We start from the raw sequence: 17,902 nt of genomic DNA on the forward strand, positions 1-17,902 counted from the left end.
CTCTACATATTTGAATGAATTTAGCTTGATGAGAGTTTCATCAAAATCAGGCCCGATACAATCAGCACGGCAGCAAACATCCGCATAGCAGTTGCTGGCTCACCTAAAATAAAAATCCCCACCAAGAAAGACCCAATCGCACCAATTCCTGTCCAAATGGTATACGCGGTCCCTAGCGGCAAGGTTCGCATTGCATAGGCCAGTAAACCAAAACTTAAAATCATGAACACAATGGTAATGATGCTGGGTGTGAGTTTGCTAAACCCTTCGGACAGTTTCATTGAATATGCCCAAACGATTTCAAACAGACCCGCAAAGATCAGAAAAACCCAAGCCATGCTACTGACTCCTCTTCACTAGAGTCAGGCCGTCCTGACGAATTTTCTCAATATGAGGGAGGTCGTTCCTCCTAAATATGCCTCAAATTATAGCAAAGAGTGCACCAAAATGAATTATTTTCACACTTAGAAATCATTAAAGCGCAAAAAAGAGTGATCTGAACCAGCAGATCACTCTTTCAGCACAACCTTAGTGCAATCTTAGATATTCACTTTAAACCTAAACGTCCGACTTAAAACTTAAAGCGAATACCCATTCCATACTGCCAACCTTTCTCTTCGTCACTTTCAGCCTGCCAAGCCGTCGCTTCATTGCCTTTGCTATATTCATAGGCAATGTCCACATAAGGCATGACTTTTTTGCTGATTTCATAACGCGTCTCAAGACCGACAGCTGCATTACTAAGGCCTGATTTTTTGGCATATTTAGAGTCATCACTGAAAATAATATTCATATCTAAATAAGGTTTAAAAATTAGCTTTTGGGTCAGTAACAAGTCCCGCTCAGTTTCTAAACTAAACGCAGCATAATTGTCTGCACCAGCATATATGTAGGCATCGGTTTCAAAGAAATACGGCGCTAAACCATGTAAGCCAAGCACCCCATCCACTTTTTCTTCCGTATCCCATCCCTGCTGTTCACGCTCCACTTTTTCAGCTCGGTAACGTGCACCCGCCTGTACATCCCAAAAGTCTGAAATCATACGGCTATATAGCACTTTGGCATCATACTCAGCCTTATGCGATTCCTGCTTATCTGCATGTACCTTGATAAACAGCTTATTTTCATCTGTCCCGATACGGGTTTCAAACTCAGACTTTAAACCACCATCGCCATCTTCATTCAGCAACCACTTGTTATCGACGGTGGTGACCGCATAAATTTGCGCACCGTGCTCTTTGCGGTGATCATGCGTATGTGCTGTTGAATCATGATTCATCTGCTGTACATGTTGTGCGCTAGTCTGTGGAGTAGCTTGAGTTGGAGTGGTCATCGCCTGATGCTGTGCATGTTGTGACATCACAGACTCAGTGGTCATGGACATATTTGCATTTGCTTCAGCAGGCATATGATGCCCTTCATGCGCCATAGCCGCAGCACTCATCAACACTAAAGAACTGCTCAATATGCTTTTTGAAAAAAGATTAATGGTGCGCATGATGATCTCCTTTCTGAACATTCGGCTGCTTGCTTGGTTGAGTTTGAGCTTGCTTCTCCGATGAAGACTGACCAACCGCATTTTTCTGTTTCAGCATCTGAGCATGTTCATCGGCACTATGCTGATGATGCTCATGTGCCATTTCTTTGGACTGAACTTGACTTGTTGATTTGGCTTTTTGTTTTTCATGCTGTGCATGAGATTCGGCAGCTATAGCTAACGAACTAAATAAGACACTAACAACTAGAGCAAAACCTGAAAAAAGATTAGTGATGCGCATGTTCATCTCCTTTTGGTTCAACTTGAGCTGCTGTTTTTTGCTCTTGAATTGGGGTGGTGGACACTTGACTATCACTCACATTAGCCACAATCAGTTTATTCATCATGCCTGAGCTCATGTGGTAAAGCAGATGACAGTGAATGGCCCATTCGCCTAACTCATCTGCGGTCAGTAAAGCAGTCACTGTTTTGCCCGGTGGCACAATCAAAGTGTGCTTATTTGGCATATCAACTGCGGCTTGTCCATTTTCCAGTTGCATAAACATACCGTGTAAATGCATCGGATGCGCCATCATGCTGTCATTGATAAATTTGATCCGAATACGCTCGCCGTACTTCACTTTCAACGGTTCAGCATCGCTAAATTTTTTCCCATTGATAGTCCACAAATAGCGTTCCATAGTTCCACCCAAACGAATCACTAACTCGCTCGTCGCGTCACGGGTATCTTTTTGAGGCGCTAAGGATTTCAGATCGCTATATTGCAATGCCTTATCACCTTTAGGGGTAGAAGCATTCGCCCAACCATGCACTGGGGCATCAGTCTTTTGAGTTGCACTTGTCGGTATCTTTTCTTGAGTATGGTCCATCTTCGAATGATCCATACCTGCCATCGCCGCATGATTCATTTTTGAATGATCCATTTCAGCCATCGCCGCATGATTCATCTTCGAATGATCCATTGCAGGCATCGCTTCATGACTCATCTTTGAGTGATCCATTTCAGGCATTGTTTCATGGTTCATCTGTGAATGATCCATACCTGAATGTTCTGAGCCGTGTCCCATATCTTCCATGGTCAACAATGAGCGTGGACGTGGCGCAGGCATATGTATGCTCTGTGCCATTGTGGTCAACTCATTGTGTAAAGTTCCAATGGCGTAGCCTGAACGGTCAATCGACTCTGCTTCAATTTGATAATGCCCTGCTTTCGGTTCCACAATCACATCATAAGTTTCAGCAGTTCCAATCCGAAACTCATCCACTGGAACGGGTTTGATGGGTTGACCATCTGCACTGACCACGGTCATTTTTAAATGAGGAATACGGATATCAAAAAAAGACATGGCTGAGGCATTGATAAAACGCAACCGAACCTTCTCGTTCGGCTTAAACATACCTGTCCAGTTCTGCTCAGGCGTTTTACCATTGATCAGGAAGGTATAACCCGTAACATCCGACAGATCCGTTTTTAGCATGCGCATTTGGTTCCACATGGAACGGTCTTGCCACACGGCTTTTAAGCCATCGCGCTGTAGTTGTTTCCACACATTACCAACGGTTTCACGCTGATTTTGATAATACTCGGCAGAAATTTTCAAATTCTTCTGAATTTGTTCACTGCTCTGCTCATGGAAGTCCGACAGCATCACCACATAATCACGCTCTGCTTTTTCATGCTGAGCTATTGGCTTTTTGTCTTTGGGATAAATGACCAATGCACCATACAGCCCATCTTGTTCCTGTCCTTTAGAATGCGCATGGTACCAATAGGTGCCACTTTGACGCACTTTGAACTTATAGACAAATTCGCTCTTCGGCTGAATACCATTAAACCCGTTAAAACCTGGTACACCATCCATCAGCCCAGGCAGAAGCAAACCATGCCAGTGGATCGATGAATCTTGTTTTTTTAAGTTATTTTTAACCCGAATGACCGCATCGTCGCCCTCCTCAAATTCAAGCAAAGGAGCTGGAAACTGTCCGTTGACACTAATCCGCTTGAGCGACTTACCGGTTAAATTGACTGGACTTTCATCAATCACCAATTGGTATTCTTTGACTGCGGCAAAGCTCCAAGAAGATGACATCAGACACACCCCAAGGATGAGGCTTTGTTTAAATTGAATAGACATGACTAAATCCTAATAATTTTAAAAATAAAGTTTTAAAAATCAGGATTAGGCTTTGGGAGGGCGTAGAATTTCTTGCCAATAGCCCACTAAATGTTGAGCTTGATAGCGAAAATGGGGGGATGATTGTACTAAAGCGGCTTCAAGCTGAACCAATACAAGTGGCTCAACGTCTAAAAGTGTCAGCATTGTTTGGCAGTGATACTGTGCACACTCCTGACACTGAACTTGCTTATTGTGCAGCATATCCGACGCATGACAATTGCTCTTTGTCATGTCGCTTTGAGCCATATGCATTTGATGTCCAGAGACTGGACTCGATGACTTCGTTTGATGACAGTCGGGCATGCTTTGCATACCTGTTGCATGCGCTGAACTTTGCTCACTGGTTGCAGTCTGCATACTGAGTTGCATCATTTGATGCACCGGTGCTGCCGAAGCTTGGGCAATACCACTCCACCCCATTACCAAAATAATGAGTAAGACAAACCAAGAATGTGTCTTGAGCAATGAACGCACAATCAATCCTATTTAGTCAGTGAAGAATGATATTTCAACGCAACAAAACGCTCTGTGCATGTAAATGCCTGACTTTTTGTTGCTGATGCCAATCTACAGGATAAGCAAAGAATGCTTTATACACAAGTTTATAAATTTAAATTCAATTACTGCGACGGTTTAGCCACTACGCACACTTAAACAATAAAGTTATTTTTTAAACAGTGCTATTTTTAAGTAAAGATGAATAAAGCATCAGTAACAATCAGGCTTTCACAGTATAAAAAAGGACTCAAATGAGTCCTTTTTATACATTTAACGTCTAAATACTAAACCATTGCTGTGTAAACGTTTGAATATTAATCAAGTTATCCATATCGTTATCAACATAGATATCCACCAGTTTATCCATAAAGTTATCCACAGGATGTATAGCATTTATACCTATGAGCTTAAACCTTTACCGCACCCACTTTTGCAAGCTCTGCACGCATATCATCAATCACAGCTTTATAATCTGGTTTTCCAAAAATAGCTGAACCAGCAACAAACATATCTGCACCCGCTTCCGCAATCTCGCGAATATTTGCAGGCGACACGCCGCCATCTACTTCTAAACGAATATCACGCCCTGAAGCATCAATAATTTTGCGCGCTTCACGTAGTTTATCTAAAGTCATCGGAATAAATTTTTGACCGCCGAAACCTGGGTTCACACTCATCAACAAAATTTGATCGACTTTATCGAGCACATAATCTAAATAATGGAGCGGCGTTGCTGGGTTAAAGACCAAACCAGCTTTTGCACCTCCAGATTTAATCAACTGTAAAGAACGGTCGATATGGTCAGAGGCTTCTGGATGAAAGGTAATAATGTCCGCGCCTGCTTCTAGGAAGTCACCAATCATGCGATCGACAGGTTTTACCATCAAATGCACATCAATTGGGGCTTTGATGCCGTAGTTCTTGAGGGCTTTACAAATACCCGCACCAAAAGTCAGGTTTGGCACATAGTGGTTATCCATCACATCAAAGTGAACCACGTCTGCACCTGCTGCAAGTACATGTTCAACGTCTTCACCTAAACGGGCAAAGTCAGCAGAGAGAATAGATGGTGCAATTAAATAAGGCTTGGACATGCGTGTACCTGGCTTATACAAAAGGGAATGAACGCATTATAGCAAATTCAGCTTTTGAACTGTGACTTGTGAAAAAAGAAAGCTTTAAGCTTTCTAAATTTGCAACGTAGCGTTGCAACATTCAACTTTTCATTTGGCTTGAAACTGTTATGGTAAGTGATCAATCGACGAGGTAAATATGAAAAGTACTGCGGATATTGTCACGACAGATGCAGCTCGAATTGCAAAACGACTGGTGAATCACTGGAAACATAAGTTTGAAATCGAACAAGAACCCAGTAGTTTTACCATTATCATGCCTGAGGCACGAGTCCTGTTAAGCCCTCAAGCCGAACATTTACATGTCAGCATTGAGGCGAGTGAAGAGAAACTGAGTCACTTAGAGCACGTAGTCTTAGACCACCTGATCCGTATGGGACAAACGCCACTCACGGCAACATGGACACAAGTTTAAGTCAGCGGCTGAATGAATTAGTTTGATAACCGTTGCTGTTGGTTAAATTGGCGAATAGCCGCAATACGCTCTTGGGTCGCAGGGTGACTTTGGAAAAATGAACCAATGCCACCTTCCTCTTCCTCTTCGGACTTCCCTTGCGGCTGCTTTTCTTCCTCTTCGGCACGTGCATCGGCTTCCATACGCGCTAAAAAGTTTGCCAAATGTAAGCTGGAGATATGGTTTTTATCCAGCACTTGCATGGCATACAAGTCCGCATCACTTTCAAAATTGCGTGAATAACTGGCACCAACCAAAGCCACAGGCAAAGTTGTAAATAAGGCCGAACTGTCCCCCGTCACCGCAATCAATAGCACACTAAAACCTAAACTGGATAAGGCTTGCTGTAAGCTATGTCGCTCGACCAAGTGCCCTTGCTCATGTGCTAAAACGCCAATAATTTCATGATCATCTTTGGCTAAATTAACCAATTCATCGGTCAGAATAATGGTGTTGTTTGGCAGCGCTAAAGCATTCGTTCCAATTTGTCCGCCTGCACGAAACAGTACTTTAGCAGGTTGCCCATTGGCAACAAGGTCTTGATAGCTTTGTATGATTTGTTTTTGACGTGCAAGAGGGATAGTCGAAGGTCCCGTCAGCTTAAACACTTGTTCTTGCGCTTCATCACCGAGTTTATAGATGGTATCGGCAGGCAGTTGCATCGCGACATAATGTGCTGCGCTTGGAATACCCCATCTTAAAATGGCGAAGATAAAAGCGGCAACAAACACAACACTAAACAAGATGAGACTTGGTGAGCGTTCTAATTTCCAAATCGAATGTTGTACATGCTTTTTGTTCAACTCAAACCAGTCAGGCAATGCTTGTGGAAATTCAATCCGTGCATCATCTTTCAACTCAATCACAGGTTGAATCTGCCCCAATGCCCCAATCAACTGCATATCGGCATAGTAATAACGACGTTGCTGCTGGTTATAACAGATCAAGACCGTTTCGCTATCTATCGGTGCAATCGTGGCTGGATAAGGCTTAGAAATCTGCCCATCGTAAAAGTTGATGTTTTGTTCCTGCATTTAAGCCTCGTTACAGCGAAATATCGATGTCAAAAATATCACTCAGCTCTTCAGCTATCGCATTCGGGTCATCTTGAGCCAAATTGTACATACGATCTGGATCATTTTTTAGGGTTAAAGTTAATGACTCAATTTGATACTGATACAAACGCACCGCAGCCCATGCCGATAACAAACCGAGCGAAAGAATTTTTAAAATCCAGTTGGTCATCACGATCCATGCATAATGCATTTGACCACAGTCCGTTTGGAAAGGACTACGCCCCAACGTGGCTTTATTCCATGTGGTAATAAAAATACGCGCCATCATCAACGGCCAAACCATAAAAGCAGCAATCATATAAATCACCGCCACGATGATCCCAAACTGGGTTGGAGAACTGCTCCCAACTTGAAGAGTGAAGGCAACGAATAATCCTAAAACAAAGACGATTCCAATAAACAAAAACACAGGGATGTACATAGCACGCATATAGTCAGGCCAATCGGCATGTAGCTCAAAACGTAACTGCCCAAGTTGTAAATTATCCAGCGTGTATTTTTTAAAATACCAAAACAGCACTGGGAAAAAGATCCCGAGGGTAAAGATGTAAATCAAAATGCCTTTCAGCGCCAAGATATAGGCTTCTTTGGTTGTGCCTGTAAAATAAAAACGGCTATTGCCAAATTTACTGTTCCGCGCTCGGAAACGAATGGTTGAACGCACCAACCACGGAACCAATAAAAAGATGATGAGGAAACCAATTAAAGAAGCTTGCCAAGATACCTGAGCCAAAGCTGAAGCGCCAAAGTACACGCCCAAAGCAATAATTCGACCAATCAGGATACGTGTAGGTACACCCGTAAAATCAAACTTGCGGCGATAAAACACCGTGTTGCCATAAAAATAGCGTAAGCGTCTAACCTTCGCCCAAGGCGCATATAAACTGAAGGTAACAATGGTCAATAAGATATTCACAATCCAAATGCCAAAGTACTCTCGGGCATTACCACGGAATTGGAAACGAAAGGTCTGTCCCAAATAGGCGTTTGGCTCATCCGTGGGAACGGCTGGTGGAGGTGGCCAGCTTGCTTCAAAAGAAGCCTCTACAGGTGGCAAAGATGCCTCTGAATTTTGCATGTATACCCTATCTATTATTTTACTGTTTTATTTTTTAAGAACAAAAAATCAATCACCCAACCATGTTAATGCCAGTGCTGGATGATTTCTAGTCAAAAATTAAGAATAAATATGACAAATCAAGATTTAAGATTCGAGCTGTACGGCATGAAACTGCAAGTGATCATCGATAAAACTTTGAATAAAGTAATAACCATGGTCATAGCCTGCATGTTCGCGAAGCGTCAGTGGCTGGCCCGCAGCCTGACAGGCTTGCTGAAATAATGCAGGATTGAGCTGGCTATAAAACTGATCACTCAAACCCTGATCAATTAAAATATCGGCAAAATGAGCTGTTTTTGTTTGGACCAAAGCAGTTGCATCATGTTTCAACCACTCAGCTTGATCTGAACCTAAATAGTTTGAAAACGCTTTTTCGCCCCAAGGACATTGGCTTGGTGCACAAATCGGAGCAAATGCAGACACCGACTTAAACTTCTCAGGATATTTCAAGGCCAAGGTTAAAGCGCCATGACCGCCCATGCTGTGCCCGAAAATCCCAATACGCTCTGCTTGTACAGCAAATTGCTGAATCACTAAATCATATAACTCTTCAACGATATAGCTTTCCATCTGGAAATGCTCAGCCCACGGTGCTTGGGTGGCATTGATATAAAAACCTGCCCCTTGCCCAATATCCCAATGATCACCTTGCGCAACCTGTTCACCACGAGGAGAAGTATCAGGCGTTACCAAAACCAGACCTAACTGAGCTGCTAAACGCTGTGCGTGCGCTTTAATGGCAAAGGTTTCTTCGGTACAGGTTAAACCCGCCAAATAAAATAATGTTGGACACGCTTGCCCCGCTAACGCTTGAGCGGGTAAATAAATACCAAACCTGCTCTCGCCTTGAAGGCTGATGGAATTAAATCGGTAAATACGCTGTTCACCATCAAAACTACGGTTAGATTGTACTAATTCCATCAGGGTTCCTTTTTAGATCCAAATTAAGGGGTTGTAACAGCTTTAGGTGGAAACAAGCGCTGTTCAAGTTGTGGAAGCATCAGCTCCATATTTTTACCCATCGACCACTGAGGTTCAGAGGGTTCAAAACCTTGTGCTGTTTCCCATTGGCTCACAGTCTTTTGTGCTTGGCTAAAAGCAGTTTCTATACTGTTTTGTTCACGCATTGCTTGATCGAAAAACGCCCGACCAAAATAAGTATAATCGGCTTCATTGGTACAACCAAAAGACTGACGGTCTGCTGCCGAAGCAGTAATGATCAAGGTATTTTCATTTTGCAGTGCAGGCACAAAACTCCCAGAGAAACACGATGAAATCACAATCACACGCCAGCGAATGCCCGATGCATCTAAGGTTTCGCGTAACCATTTCGGGTCGACCTGAGTTAAGTCTAAAGGTGCATTTTCCATTTCGAACTGATTCGGTAAACCATGCGAGGTCATATATAAAAATAACACATCACTTTCACGGTTCATCTGCTGTCCCATACGACGCAGCGCCATTTCAATACTGTGTTTAGAGGCAATCGGAATTTCTGTTCGTGTAGCAGGGTTATTTACCAACATCATCGAACGGCCCAACGTACCAAAACGCGTATCGAACTGTTCTTTTATTCGCTCGACTTCCGAATGGAATACATCTTGATAACTCGCTCCCGCCACCCCAAGGAAATACCAATGTGACTGGGCAAATTCGCCATATTGCACAGACTCAAGTGCTTTATTGAGTAAGCGACTTTGTGCATAGAAAGCATCTTCTGCAAAGGTTGGTGGTGTTTCTTCTACTTTCCAAATCGGCTGACTGGTCACTGACATTTGCCAAACCACAAGGGTAAACAGCGTGGCCAAGACAATCAGGGCTCGCTCCCACCAAGGCCATTTCAGTTCACGTGAAAACACCCACACCACAGCCAAACTCTGCCAAACAAACAGTACCATGAACACATTCGGCAGGTAGTCGTAGAAGAAATACGGCAGGACATCCATCATGCCTAAATATTGGATAAAACTTTGTAATAACGCGATATGCGTATCCAACACCAACCAGAGCAGTGCTGGTACCAACATCAAACGCGGATTATTCACCCGTTGAGACAGAAAAATCCCGACAATCAGGGCAATAAAAGGCCAAAGTGCGTAACTAACCAAACCTTGTGGATTAAAGTCACCGATCTCTCCTGCGCTCAACCAGCTAAATAAAGTATTGGCTGAGCCACCTAAAATCCCCCAAAAAATGAGCTGCATAATCGAAGGATGGACAATTTGCAAAGAGCGTCGTGAACCTAGAAACAACCACATCCCCGCAGTTTGGTTGCTTTTAAAATCATGCCAAAAGTTGATGGAGGGTTTGAAGTCGATCATAAGATTCTAATTAAATTGTGACTTGCGTAGGGACACACTAAGTTTATGCTTGATCAGCATTTTATCAATGATGTTTTTAACTATATAACAAATCTTTGCATACTTTTGAAGCAGTCTTCCACTTCAGTCTAAGCGTCCATGCTGAAAATAGGCGTCAAAACGGCATGCATCCCCCAGCCACTGATGAGTGGTTTCTTGATTTGCCAAAAATACGGCCAAGCGAGGACGTTTGACCACCACCCGTTTTGCCACTTTTTGCGCTAAGCCAAGCAGATTATCCCCCAAATCCATCTCACCATCTTCAGGCAATAACATATGTAAAAGTTGCATTTGCTTTTTCACTTGTGCCTGTTTTTTCACCGCTTGCTGATTTTGATCCCGTTGCGGAAACATCGGATCTAGATAAACCACATCGACCTTATTGCCCTGCTCTGCTTGTTGCTGCAAATACTGTGCGGAATCTGAAAAAACCAAGTGAATTCGAGTCACCACAGGGTTTAAGAATGCATCCTGCAAAGCCTGTTCCTTACTTGACTCTAACAAGGTGAATAAAATGGGATGGCGTTCTACCAAAGTGACATTAGCACCCAAATGTGCCATGAGCAGTGAATCATGCCCAAGCCCTGCCGTTGCATCAATGAGCTTAGGTTTTTCAGTCAAGTGGCAAGCACGAGCAATCATTTCAGACTTTAACGACGCACGCTTTAAACGTGGAACTTCAGCTTTCCAATCCGGCTGCATTTTCATGCCATTGGCACAAAGCCATAGCCCATCGGCATCGGCACACAAACCCAGTTCAGGATGAAATCGGAAGAAACGTGCATTTAACTTTTCGGCGACTTCGATGCTGACCTCGACACCACGAGAAAAAAGCACAAAAACATAGTGCTGTGCTTTTTCTAAATGCTCTTGTTCCACATATAAGCGCATTGGGCTTACCATAACTTCCAACCCGTAAAGGCAAACAATAGAATCACTAAACCTGAAGCGATGCGATACCATGCAAAAATCATGAAATCACGCTTCGCCACATAAGCGACTAAAGCACGAATCAACAGTAAAGCCGAGATAAAAGAAACAATAATGCCTGTTGCCAATACGATCCAATCTTGTTGTCCGTCAAACACATGCGCACTTTGGTACAAATCTAACAGACCCGCACCAATAATTACTGGAATACCCAAGAAGAATGAAAACTCAGTGGCTGCTTTGCGCGATACACCTAAGAACATCGCGCCAATAATGGTTGCCCCCGAACGTGATGTCCCTGGAATTAAAGACAACACTTGAATCAGACCAATCCAAATCGCATCTTTGATACTCAGGTCTTCAACTTCATGCACGCGCTCTTGTGGTGGATGCTTTTCAATCCAAATAATAATCAAGCCACCCACAATCAAACCAATGGCAATGGCAATATCATTAAATAAAAGCTCTTTCACCGTTTGACCAAAGGTCAGACCAATCAGCACAATAGGAATCGACGCTAAAATTAGCCCAATCCCAAGACGGCGACCTTGGGGTTCACCACTAAAAATCCCCGTTGCTGCTCCCCACAAACGTGCCCAATATTCATAAATGACAGCTGCAATTGCCCCCATTTGAATGGCGATCACAAAGACATCACTTTTTTCTTTGGTCCAGAAATTCATGAGTTCTGAAGCTAAAATTAAATGTCCAGTACTCGAAATGGGTAAGAATTCAGTAATACCTTCAACAATACCCATAATTGCCGCTTTGAGCAGCAGTAAAAGATCCATAAAAAACCCTAATTATGCTTTGCCCTGTTCCGGGATTTTTTTCCAAGCGTTATCACGTAAATAGACTGGAAGTGCAAGTTCAGCACTCACCCAGTGTTGTTGCTGTGCATTCTTGCGCGCAATTGTGGCAATATCTTGCGCAGTTGCACTTAAATCTTTGTATTGTATTTGTGATGTATCAATTAAGGTTGCGCCTGAACCAACTAAAATAAACGGTGTACATTCAGTAGCCGCGGCATAGCTTAAAAGCTGTTCTTTATCGACGGCTTGCATGATGCCATCTGCATCTAATTGAAAACTTGCAATATAGACTTCACTCATACGAGCATCTAAAACTGCTGTGACTGTGGTTAGACCATGCACGCGATGCGCGGCTTGTGCGAGCGCTTGTAAGGTTGAAACAGGAACCACAGGCAAATCATTCGACCATGCCAAAGCTTGAGTCACGGCGGCATTAATACGAACGCCGCTAAAAGAACCGGGACCACGGCTAAAAGCGATACAAGACAAATCTTCTGTCTTAATATCCAACTGTAAAAACCCTTGTTCAATCATTGGTAGAATCGTTTGCGTTTGTGCTTTTGCGCGCGTATCCAATTGGAAAAAAAGTTCTTGATTTTCATCTACAATAGAGACGGAACACTGCTCATTTGCAGATTCCAATGCCAGCACTTTCATGCACAACCTTAATGATTTAATCTATAAAAACGTGGCTATGATACTCCACTCAAAAGCACTAGGCGAGATGTTCTCGGAACAGAGCTAAAAAAGCCTAGAAAAATCTAGGCTATATTTGAAAAAGCAGATTTATAAATATGCAGGTTCTAAGTCCGTAAACTGTTTAAAATGTTCGGCATAATGCAAGGCACTCATTTTCAAACGAGCCTCAGCCGTTTCATCCAAAGTTTTAACCACTTTACCCGGTGAGCCCATAACCAGAGAATTATCTGGAATGACTTTACCTTCCGGAATCAGTGCATTCGCGCCAATAATACAATTTTTCCCAATCACAGCATTGTTTAAAACGACAGCATTAATCCCAATCAGACTATTATCCCCCACTGTGCAACCATGCAACATAGCTTGATGCCCAATCGTGACATAATTGCCAATATTCATTTCAATCCCAGCATCGGTATGTAAAACCGCATTTTCCTGAATATTGGTAAAGTCACCTAATCGAATCTTGCAATTGTCTGCACGTACGACCGCCCCAAACCAAATACTGACCTGCTGCCCCAATTCGACTTGACCGATCACTGTAGCATTTTCCGCAACCCAACCATTCCATGGTTGATGCATTGCCTGTGGGGCATGACCCTTAAATTTGTACAACATATTTTTTCCTTAAAATACTCAACTTACTTGGGGAACCGAAAAGTCGGGGAATTGACTAAAAATGGCCACTCTTTATGGTAGCCCAAACCATATTGAAATAATGCAACCAACATCCGTGCTGTCAGCCCCCAAACAATTTCATTTTCCACCCGCATACTGGGAAAATAGAGAGATTGATGGGCAAAACGAACTTCATAAGGCACCGCCGGAACTTCCATCAACTGTTTGAGTGAAGCAAAGAAAATACGATCAATTTCAGTCGGCTGGGCAACCAATTCGACTTCAGGCGGAATCAGCCCGACCACAGGTTTGACTAGCATGCCATTACGGGCCTTTTGCATCGGCAAATCACCGAGCAGCTGTACATCAAAAGGATTCAATGCGGTCTCTTCATAAGCTTCACGCAAGGCAACCACGATATTACTGGTATCTTGCGGATCTCTTTTTCCGCCAGGAAAAGACACTTCACCAGCATGATTAGATAGGTAAACAGAGCGGCGGGTCAGTAAAACTTTGGGATTTTCTTCATTGGTGATCGCGATTAACACAGCTGCATCTGCCGATTTAATTTTGCTTGAAAACCGTAACTGTTGCTGCAGTATGCGTGTTAATGAATGTTCATCCATTGAACGTCGTCCCCATCATTCTTTTTTTCATCATAGCTGAATTTGATACTGAAAAAAGAGAAATGATGCCAAAATTTAATTTTTAAGTTATGCTGAGTCTGAACTTTATCATTGATGATGAATATGGACTTTTGCAGCAATTGCGGACAAAAAACAACAGAACAAATCCCTCTTGGCGACCATCAATTGCGTCGTGTTTGCACCTCTTGTAGTTCTATTCATTATGTGAACCCTAAAGTGATTTGTGGCGCACTCGCACTTTGGGAAAATAAAGTATTGTTATGCCGCCGCGCTATTGAACCGCGTTATGGGCTATGGACTTTACCAGCAGGTTACATGGAGTTGTTTGAAACCATGGAACAAGGTGCTGCACGAGAAACCCGTGAAGAAGCTGAAGCGGAAGTTGAAATTGAACAGCTATATTGCATGTACAATATTCCGCGTATTGGTCAAATTTATGTGCTCTTTAAAGCGAACTTAGTGGATGGAAAATTCGGTGCTGGCGAAGAAAGCATTGAATGTCGTTTATTTGAAGAAGATGAAATTCCTTGGTCAGAACTGGCTTTCCCTAGTGTCGAACATACCTTACGTCACTATTTTGCCGACCGTAAAAGTAATCAATTTAATCTTCATCTCGAAACCCTAGGTACACGCTTAGACCATACAGGTTAATGTTGCCTAATATCAAAAAAAGCCCATCGATGATGGGCTTTTTTTGTGTTTACAACGATATTATTTTGCTAACACTTTATAGCAATCAGCAATTTCAATTGAAACTTCGCCTTCACGGAAGTCTGCGGCTGCTTGATTGGCAATGCCATTTTTTTCATAATAGTTACTCAAATACGCCTTATAGATATTGGTCCACTTTACCCCTGCACCAGAAAAATCACTGAGGGAAATATAAGCACTTTCATTAACATTGGCAGACAATAAATTACCGAGATTAACGCGTGCCCCACCAATCACTGTAGAGGTCTGTTTTCCTTCACTATTCACATCACTCACAATATTGGTATTTGCGCCAATAACTGCACCATCAATTTTATCAAAGATAGGATTTGCCAAGAGGATACGGAAGGTTACCGCTTTATTTGAAGTATCTGTCGCACCCAGTGTCCCAATTCGGTACTGTACTTGATTGTTATCTGTCGTTAAGGTTTCACCCGTTGTTAGTAGCGGTGTACATGCCGTCGTTTTATTATTAGCGGACTGCATATCAGTACGAATATCTCCCGACTCATCAATTGCAATGCCTAAAGCCACGCTATCACTAGAGTTTTTTCCCTTAAAAATTAAGTTGGCATACAGTGGGAAAATATACTTCTGCCCAGACGCTACATTACTCTTAGACTTAAATACATCATTATCTAAATAGCCAATTGGAAAAATTTTAAAGGCATCAAATGAACCTTTGAAGGTATCTGTGCCATAATTTTGCTGCCATAAACCATAGGATGATGGGCTAGCATTTGGATCCTTGGTTAATTGCTTATAAAATTTTTCCGTCCCTGCAATTAGATAGTCATTAAACAGCTTGCCTTGGGTAATGGTGAAATCATCCGAATTTGGATCTGTCAGATTAAACTTAAATGGTTGCTGAATACTTTTAGTTAAGGGGTTAATCCAAGACGTTTGTGCTAAAGCATTCATTTTGGCAGGTTCAATATTTTTCAGTAAATCGACCGTCACACTGGTTGCCAAATCACTGCCTAATTGTTCTTTTAATGGTCCGCGCCACTGTACACCTGAACCAAAGGTATAACCTTGTCGATCCGTTAGAATAATAAAGCTTCCAATTAAATGACGAAGATTAGCAGGACTAGTCTTACAGTCTGTAGCATTACAACCATATAAGCCTTGCGGTAAACCAATCCCTGTCTTGTCCGATAGAGCATTTGCAAAAATCGGGAAGTCCGCTTGATAGGTGGCAGAGTTATTCATGAGCACCAATGTTTGGACCACTTTAAAAGCATCCTCATTGCTGACTTGACTGACATCAATCCATGGCCGGATTTTATCTACGTATGCTCCTGATGCATAATCTTCAGCACTAATTGATGCCAAGAGGAGTGATAAGTCTGCTTTTTTAGAGGCTAAAATACCAAAAGGTTGTACATCTCCAACCACCCCAGCACCACGCTCTAGACCTAAAGCTTGAAAAATTTTCGCCAAAGCCATCGCAATTTTTACGGTCTTATCGTTTGGACTCAAACTGGTTGCAGCCGTTCCACCATTTAACCCTTTTGCCATATCTAAAATACTAAGGCGTGGCAGTGAGGCTGAAACCGTACTCACATTGCCAATTTCAGACAAAGGAACTGTACCGAGTTCGACTTGTTTATCCGAACTTCCAGTCAACAAGAAGTGAATTTTGTCCCCTTCAGAGCATCGGCCTGTTGCCGCATTGGTTTTCGGCTCCATCAGAGTCATATAAGTATTATCGGGGTCGCTACTACAGACAAAGTTAATCCCATCAACTGGATAATCCAAGGCAAACTCAACACAGTTTTTATCTTTCAGCAAACAGCTTCCGTTGACAGAATTCACTTGATTCGGCTCCGGATTCACATTGGCACTTTCTCCACCACAACCAGCTAAGGCAACAACCAATGTCGACAAGGTAAATGGCCATAAAATTTGTTTTTTCATTTTCATACTCTATTTATTTTTAGCGAATTGCGATTAATTTTAACTGACCGTGATTGGTTAGAACTTTATGTTCGACATCTACAGCAGAAGATAGTGGTGTCAACAATAAATAATGACTTTGTTCAGGTACATGTAAAATACCTGCGATCATTTCATGCGATAGCATAGAAGGTGAGTTTTCATCATTTTTAAATCCACCTACCCCTTCAAGTACACAGGCATTTTGGTCTAAGAACACAGCAAAAGGCCAATAAAATGTCGGATCATTTTGTGTAGATGCATACGAATTTAATTGAATATTTTGAATATTGCTGTCCACTTTGATAATTTCAAATTCAAAATTTTCTTTGATCGGCTTTTTCGGCCAAACATTAATATCGTGATTGACTTGTAAGCTTTTTGCTTTTTTCAGCTTTTTATCCTTAAAACAGCTTTGTCCTAAGCTATCGATCGTGTCTTGTTGTGACATTCGGTAATAGGTCGATGCTAAAGCAATCGGTGCCAAATTTTCTTTTTGCTTTGGTTTAAAAATAGCGTTAAGGACAGATTTACTCACCCCTTTTTCTCGCTCAATGACCTGAAAACGAGTCGCTCCAGTTTTATGATCAATCACTCCTTCAGGCATGGTATAAAAACGACGTTTGCCTTCTAAGTTAAATTCACGGTCTTCTAGATATTCGTTGCGAACGTAATCAGTTCCATCCATTTGATTAAACATGCTTGAGGATGCAGTTGATTTCTCTGCACTTACCGAATCCGTATGAGTTATGCTTTGGGGCGTTGATGCAGGCTTAATGGTTTGAGTACTACTCACTGGGGCTTGCGGGATCTGCTGAGTGGTTTCAATCACTTTTTGTTGAACCAGCACTTTGGTTTCAGTTTTGCTTAATGGACGCTCAGCCTGAATCACTGTAGAAGAAGTGACTTGCTTCTCAGCAGAAAGCTTCTTTTTTGGCGCAGGCTTTGTATCTGGTAAATGAGCCTTTATTTCGGTTACAGGCTGTATCGGCTGTGGTGCAGACTCCCGTGCGGACATCAGTACTGGTACTTTGACCTCAGAGACTTCACGCGTTCCCTTTTCTTCCTGCTTACGGCCCTGTTTCACTTGCTTTTCTGGGGGGTCACTGGCTTTGCCTTGTACCACCATCGGTCTACCATCTGGACCAATAATCGTAAAAAATTCTCCCGCAACACTTGCATTCGAAATCCAACCCAATAAGCATAGTGATGAGGGCAATAAAATCCTTTT

The 17,902-nt window shown here is 42.5% G+C and carries 19 protein-coding genes; 2 read left to right on the plus strand and 17 right to left on the minus strand.

The annotated features are described in order from the left end of the window. Window positions 1–20: 20 nt before the first annotated feature. The 6 genes from sugE to rpe all read right to left on the minus strand — a co-directional run bounded on the left by sugE (window position 21) and on the right by rpe (window position 5,267). On the minus strand, window positions 21–338 hold the full coding sequence (gene sugE / locus KVY11_RS15740; protein WP_005400191.1) for a quaternary ammonium compound efflux SMR transporter SugE: 318 nt from the start codon (window positions 336–338) through the stop codon (window positions 21–23). A 233-nt stretch (window positions 339–571) separates the two neighbouring features. Next, window positions 572–1,498: a copper resistance protein B gene (locus tag KVY11_RS15745; RefSeq protein WP_218289471.1), complete on the minus strand. Its 927-nt coding sequence runs from the start codon at window positions 1,496–1,498 to the stop codon at window positions 572–574. Further along, window positions 1,485–1,778 (minus strand): hypothetical protein, encoded by a 294-nt coding sequence (locus KVY11_RS15750; protein ID WP_218289472.1) that lies wholly within the window; start codon window positions 1,776–1,778, stop codon window positions 1,485–1,487. The genes KVY11_RS15745 and KVY11_RS15750 overlap by 14 nt, the downstream gene beginning before the upstream one ends. Next, the gene (locus KVY11_RS15755; protein WP_218289473.1) at window positions 1,765–3,633 is read right to left on the minus strand and encodes a copper resistance system multicopper oxidase; all 1,869 of its coding nucleotides are present in this window, start codon (window positions 3,631–3,633) and stop codon (window positions 1,765–1,767) included. The genes KVY11_RS15750 and KVY11_RS15755 overlap by 14 nt, the downstream gene beginning before the upstream one ends. A gap of 45 nt (window positions 3,634–3,678) precedes the next feature. Beyond that, a complete protein-coding gene (locus tag KVY11_RS15760; RefSeq protein WP_218289474.1) occupies window positions 3,679–4,149 on the minus strand; it encodes a hypothetical protein in 471 nt (156 codons plus the stop codon). A 431-nt stretch (window positions 4,150–4,580) separates the two neighbouring features. Then, a complete protein-coding gene (gene rpe, locus KVY11_RS15765; RefSeq protein WP_004694978.1) occupies window positions 4,581–5,267 on the minus strand; it encodes a ribulose-phosphate 3-epimerase in 687 nt (228 codons plus the stop codon). A gap of 178 nt (window positions 5,268–5,445) precedes the next feature. Between rpe and KVY11_RS15770 the strand changes: the two genes are divergently transcribed. Then, entirely contained in the window at window positions 5,446–5,721 is a 276-nt protein-coding gene (locus tag KVY11_RS15770; RefSeq protein ID WP_004984216.1) for a DUF2218 domain-containing protein, read from the plus strand. Window positions 5,722–5,738: 17 nt separating this feature from the next. Here the strand turns inward: KVY11_RS15770 and KVY11_RS15775 are convergent, their stop codons facing one another. The 9 genes from KVY11_RS15775 to KVY11_RS15815 form a co-directional block, all read right to left on the minus strand. Beyond that, window positions 5,739–6,794: a M48 family metallopeptidase gene (locus KVY11_RS15775; RefSeq protein WP_218289475.1), complete on the minus strand. Its 1,056-nt coding sequence runs from the start codon at window positions 6,792–6,794 to the stop codon at window positions 5,739–5,741. A gap of 10 nt (window positions 6,795–6,804) precedes the next feature. After that, window positions 6,805–7,914, minus strand: a complete 1,110-nt coding sequence (locus KVY11_RS15780; protein ID WP_218289476.1) for a YjgN family protein — start codon at window positions 7,912–7,914, stop codon at window positions 6,805–6,807. 126 nt (window positions 7,915–8,040) lie between these two features. After that, a complete protein-coding gene (gene fghA / locus KVY11_RS15785; RefSeq protein ID WP_010325981.1) occupies window positions 8,041–8,877 on the minus strand; it encodes an S-formylglutathione hydrolase in 837 nt (278 codons plus the stop codon). Window positions 8,878–8,900: 23 nt separating this feature from the next. After that, window positions 8,901–10,277: a C13 family peptidase gene (locus KVY11_RS15790; protein WP_218289477.1), complete on the minus strand. Its 1,377-nt coding sequence runs from the start codon at window positions 10,275–10,277 to the stop codon at window positions 8,901–8,903. Window positions 10,278–10,400: 123 nt separating this feature from the next. Further along, a complete protein-coding gene (locus KVY11_RS15795) occupies window positions 10,401–11,219 on the minus strand; it encodes a class I SAM-dependent methyltransferase (RefSeq protein ID WP_371315999.1) in 819 nt (272 codons plus the stop codon). Beyond that, window positions 11,213–12,037, minus strand: a complete 825-nt coding sequence (locus KVY11_RS15800; RefSeq protein ID WP_005400203.1) for an undecaprenyl-diphosphate phosphatase — start codon at window positions 12,035–12,037, stop codon at window positions 11,213–11,215. The genes KVY11_RS15795 and KVY11_RS15800 overlap by 7 nt, the downstream gene beginning before the upstream one ends. Window positions 12,038–12,049: 12 nt before the next feature. Beyond that, the gene (gene tsaB / locus KVY11_RS15805; RefSeq protein ID WP_218289479.1) at window positions 12,050–12,715 is read right to left on the minus strand and encodes a tRNA (adenosine(37)-N6)-threonylcarbamoyltransferase complex dimerization subunit type 1 TsaB; all 666 of its coding nucleotides are present in this window, start codon (window positions 12,713–12,715) and stop codon (window positions 12,050–12,052) included. Between the two features lie 129 nt (window positions 12,716–12,844). Beyond that, a complete protein-coding gene (locus tag KVY11_RS15810) occupies window positions 12,845–13,375 on the minus strand; it encodes a gamma carbonic anhydrase family protein (RefSeq protein WP_218289480.1) in 531 nt (176 codons plus the stop codon). Between the two features lie 23 nt (window positions 13,376–13,398). Continuing rightward, window positions 13,399–14,001, minus strand: coding sequence for a CoA pyrophosphatase (locus tag KVY11_RS15815; RefSeq protein WP_183176127.1), 603 nt, complete (start codon window positions 13,999–14,001; stop codon window positions 13,399–13,401). A 123-nt stretch (window positions 14,002–14,124) separates the two neighbouring features. Between KVY11_RS15815 and KVY11_RS15820 the strand changes: the two genes are divergently transcribed. After that, a complete protein-coding gene (locus KVY11_RS15820; RefSeq protein WP_010325974.1) occupies window positions 14,125–14,673 on the plus strand; it encodes an NUDIX hydrolase in 549 nt (182 codons plus the stop codon). A 60-nt stretch (window positions 14,674–14,733) separates the two neighbouring features. Here KVY11_RS15820 and KVY11_RS15825 read toward each other — a convergent pair whose 3' ends face one another. After that, window positions 14,734–16,653 carry a flagellar protein FilF gene (locus KVY11_RS15825; protein WP_218289481.1) on the minus strand — a complete coding sequence of 640 codons (1,920 nt, stop codon included), beginning with the start codon at window positions 16,651–16,653 and terminating at the stop codon, window positions 14,734–14,736. Between the two features lie 19 nt (window positions 16,654–16,672). Then, a complete protein-coding gene (gene filE, locus KVY11_RS15830; protein WP_218289482.1) occupies window positions 16,673–17,890 on the minus strand; it encodes a putative pilus assembly protein FilE in 1,218 nt (405 codons plus the stop codon). Window positions 17,891–17,902: the final 12 nt, after the last annotated feature.

It is taken from the genome of Acinetobacter sp. CWB-G5 (assembly GCF_019209785.1).
Classification (GTDB): domain Bacteria; phylum Pseudomonadota; class Gammaproteobacteria; order Pseudomonadales; family Moraxellaceae; genus Acinetobacter; species Acinetobacter johnsonii.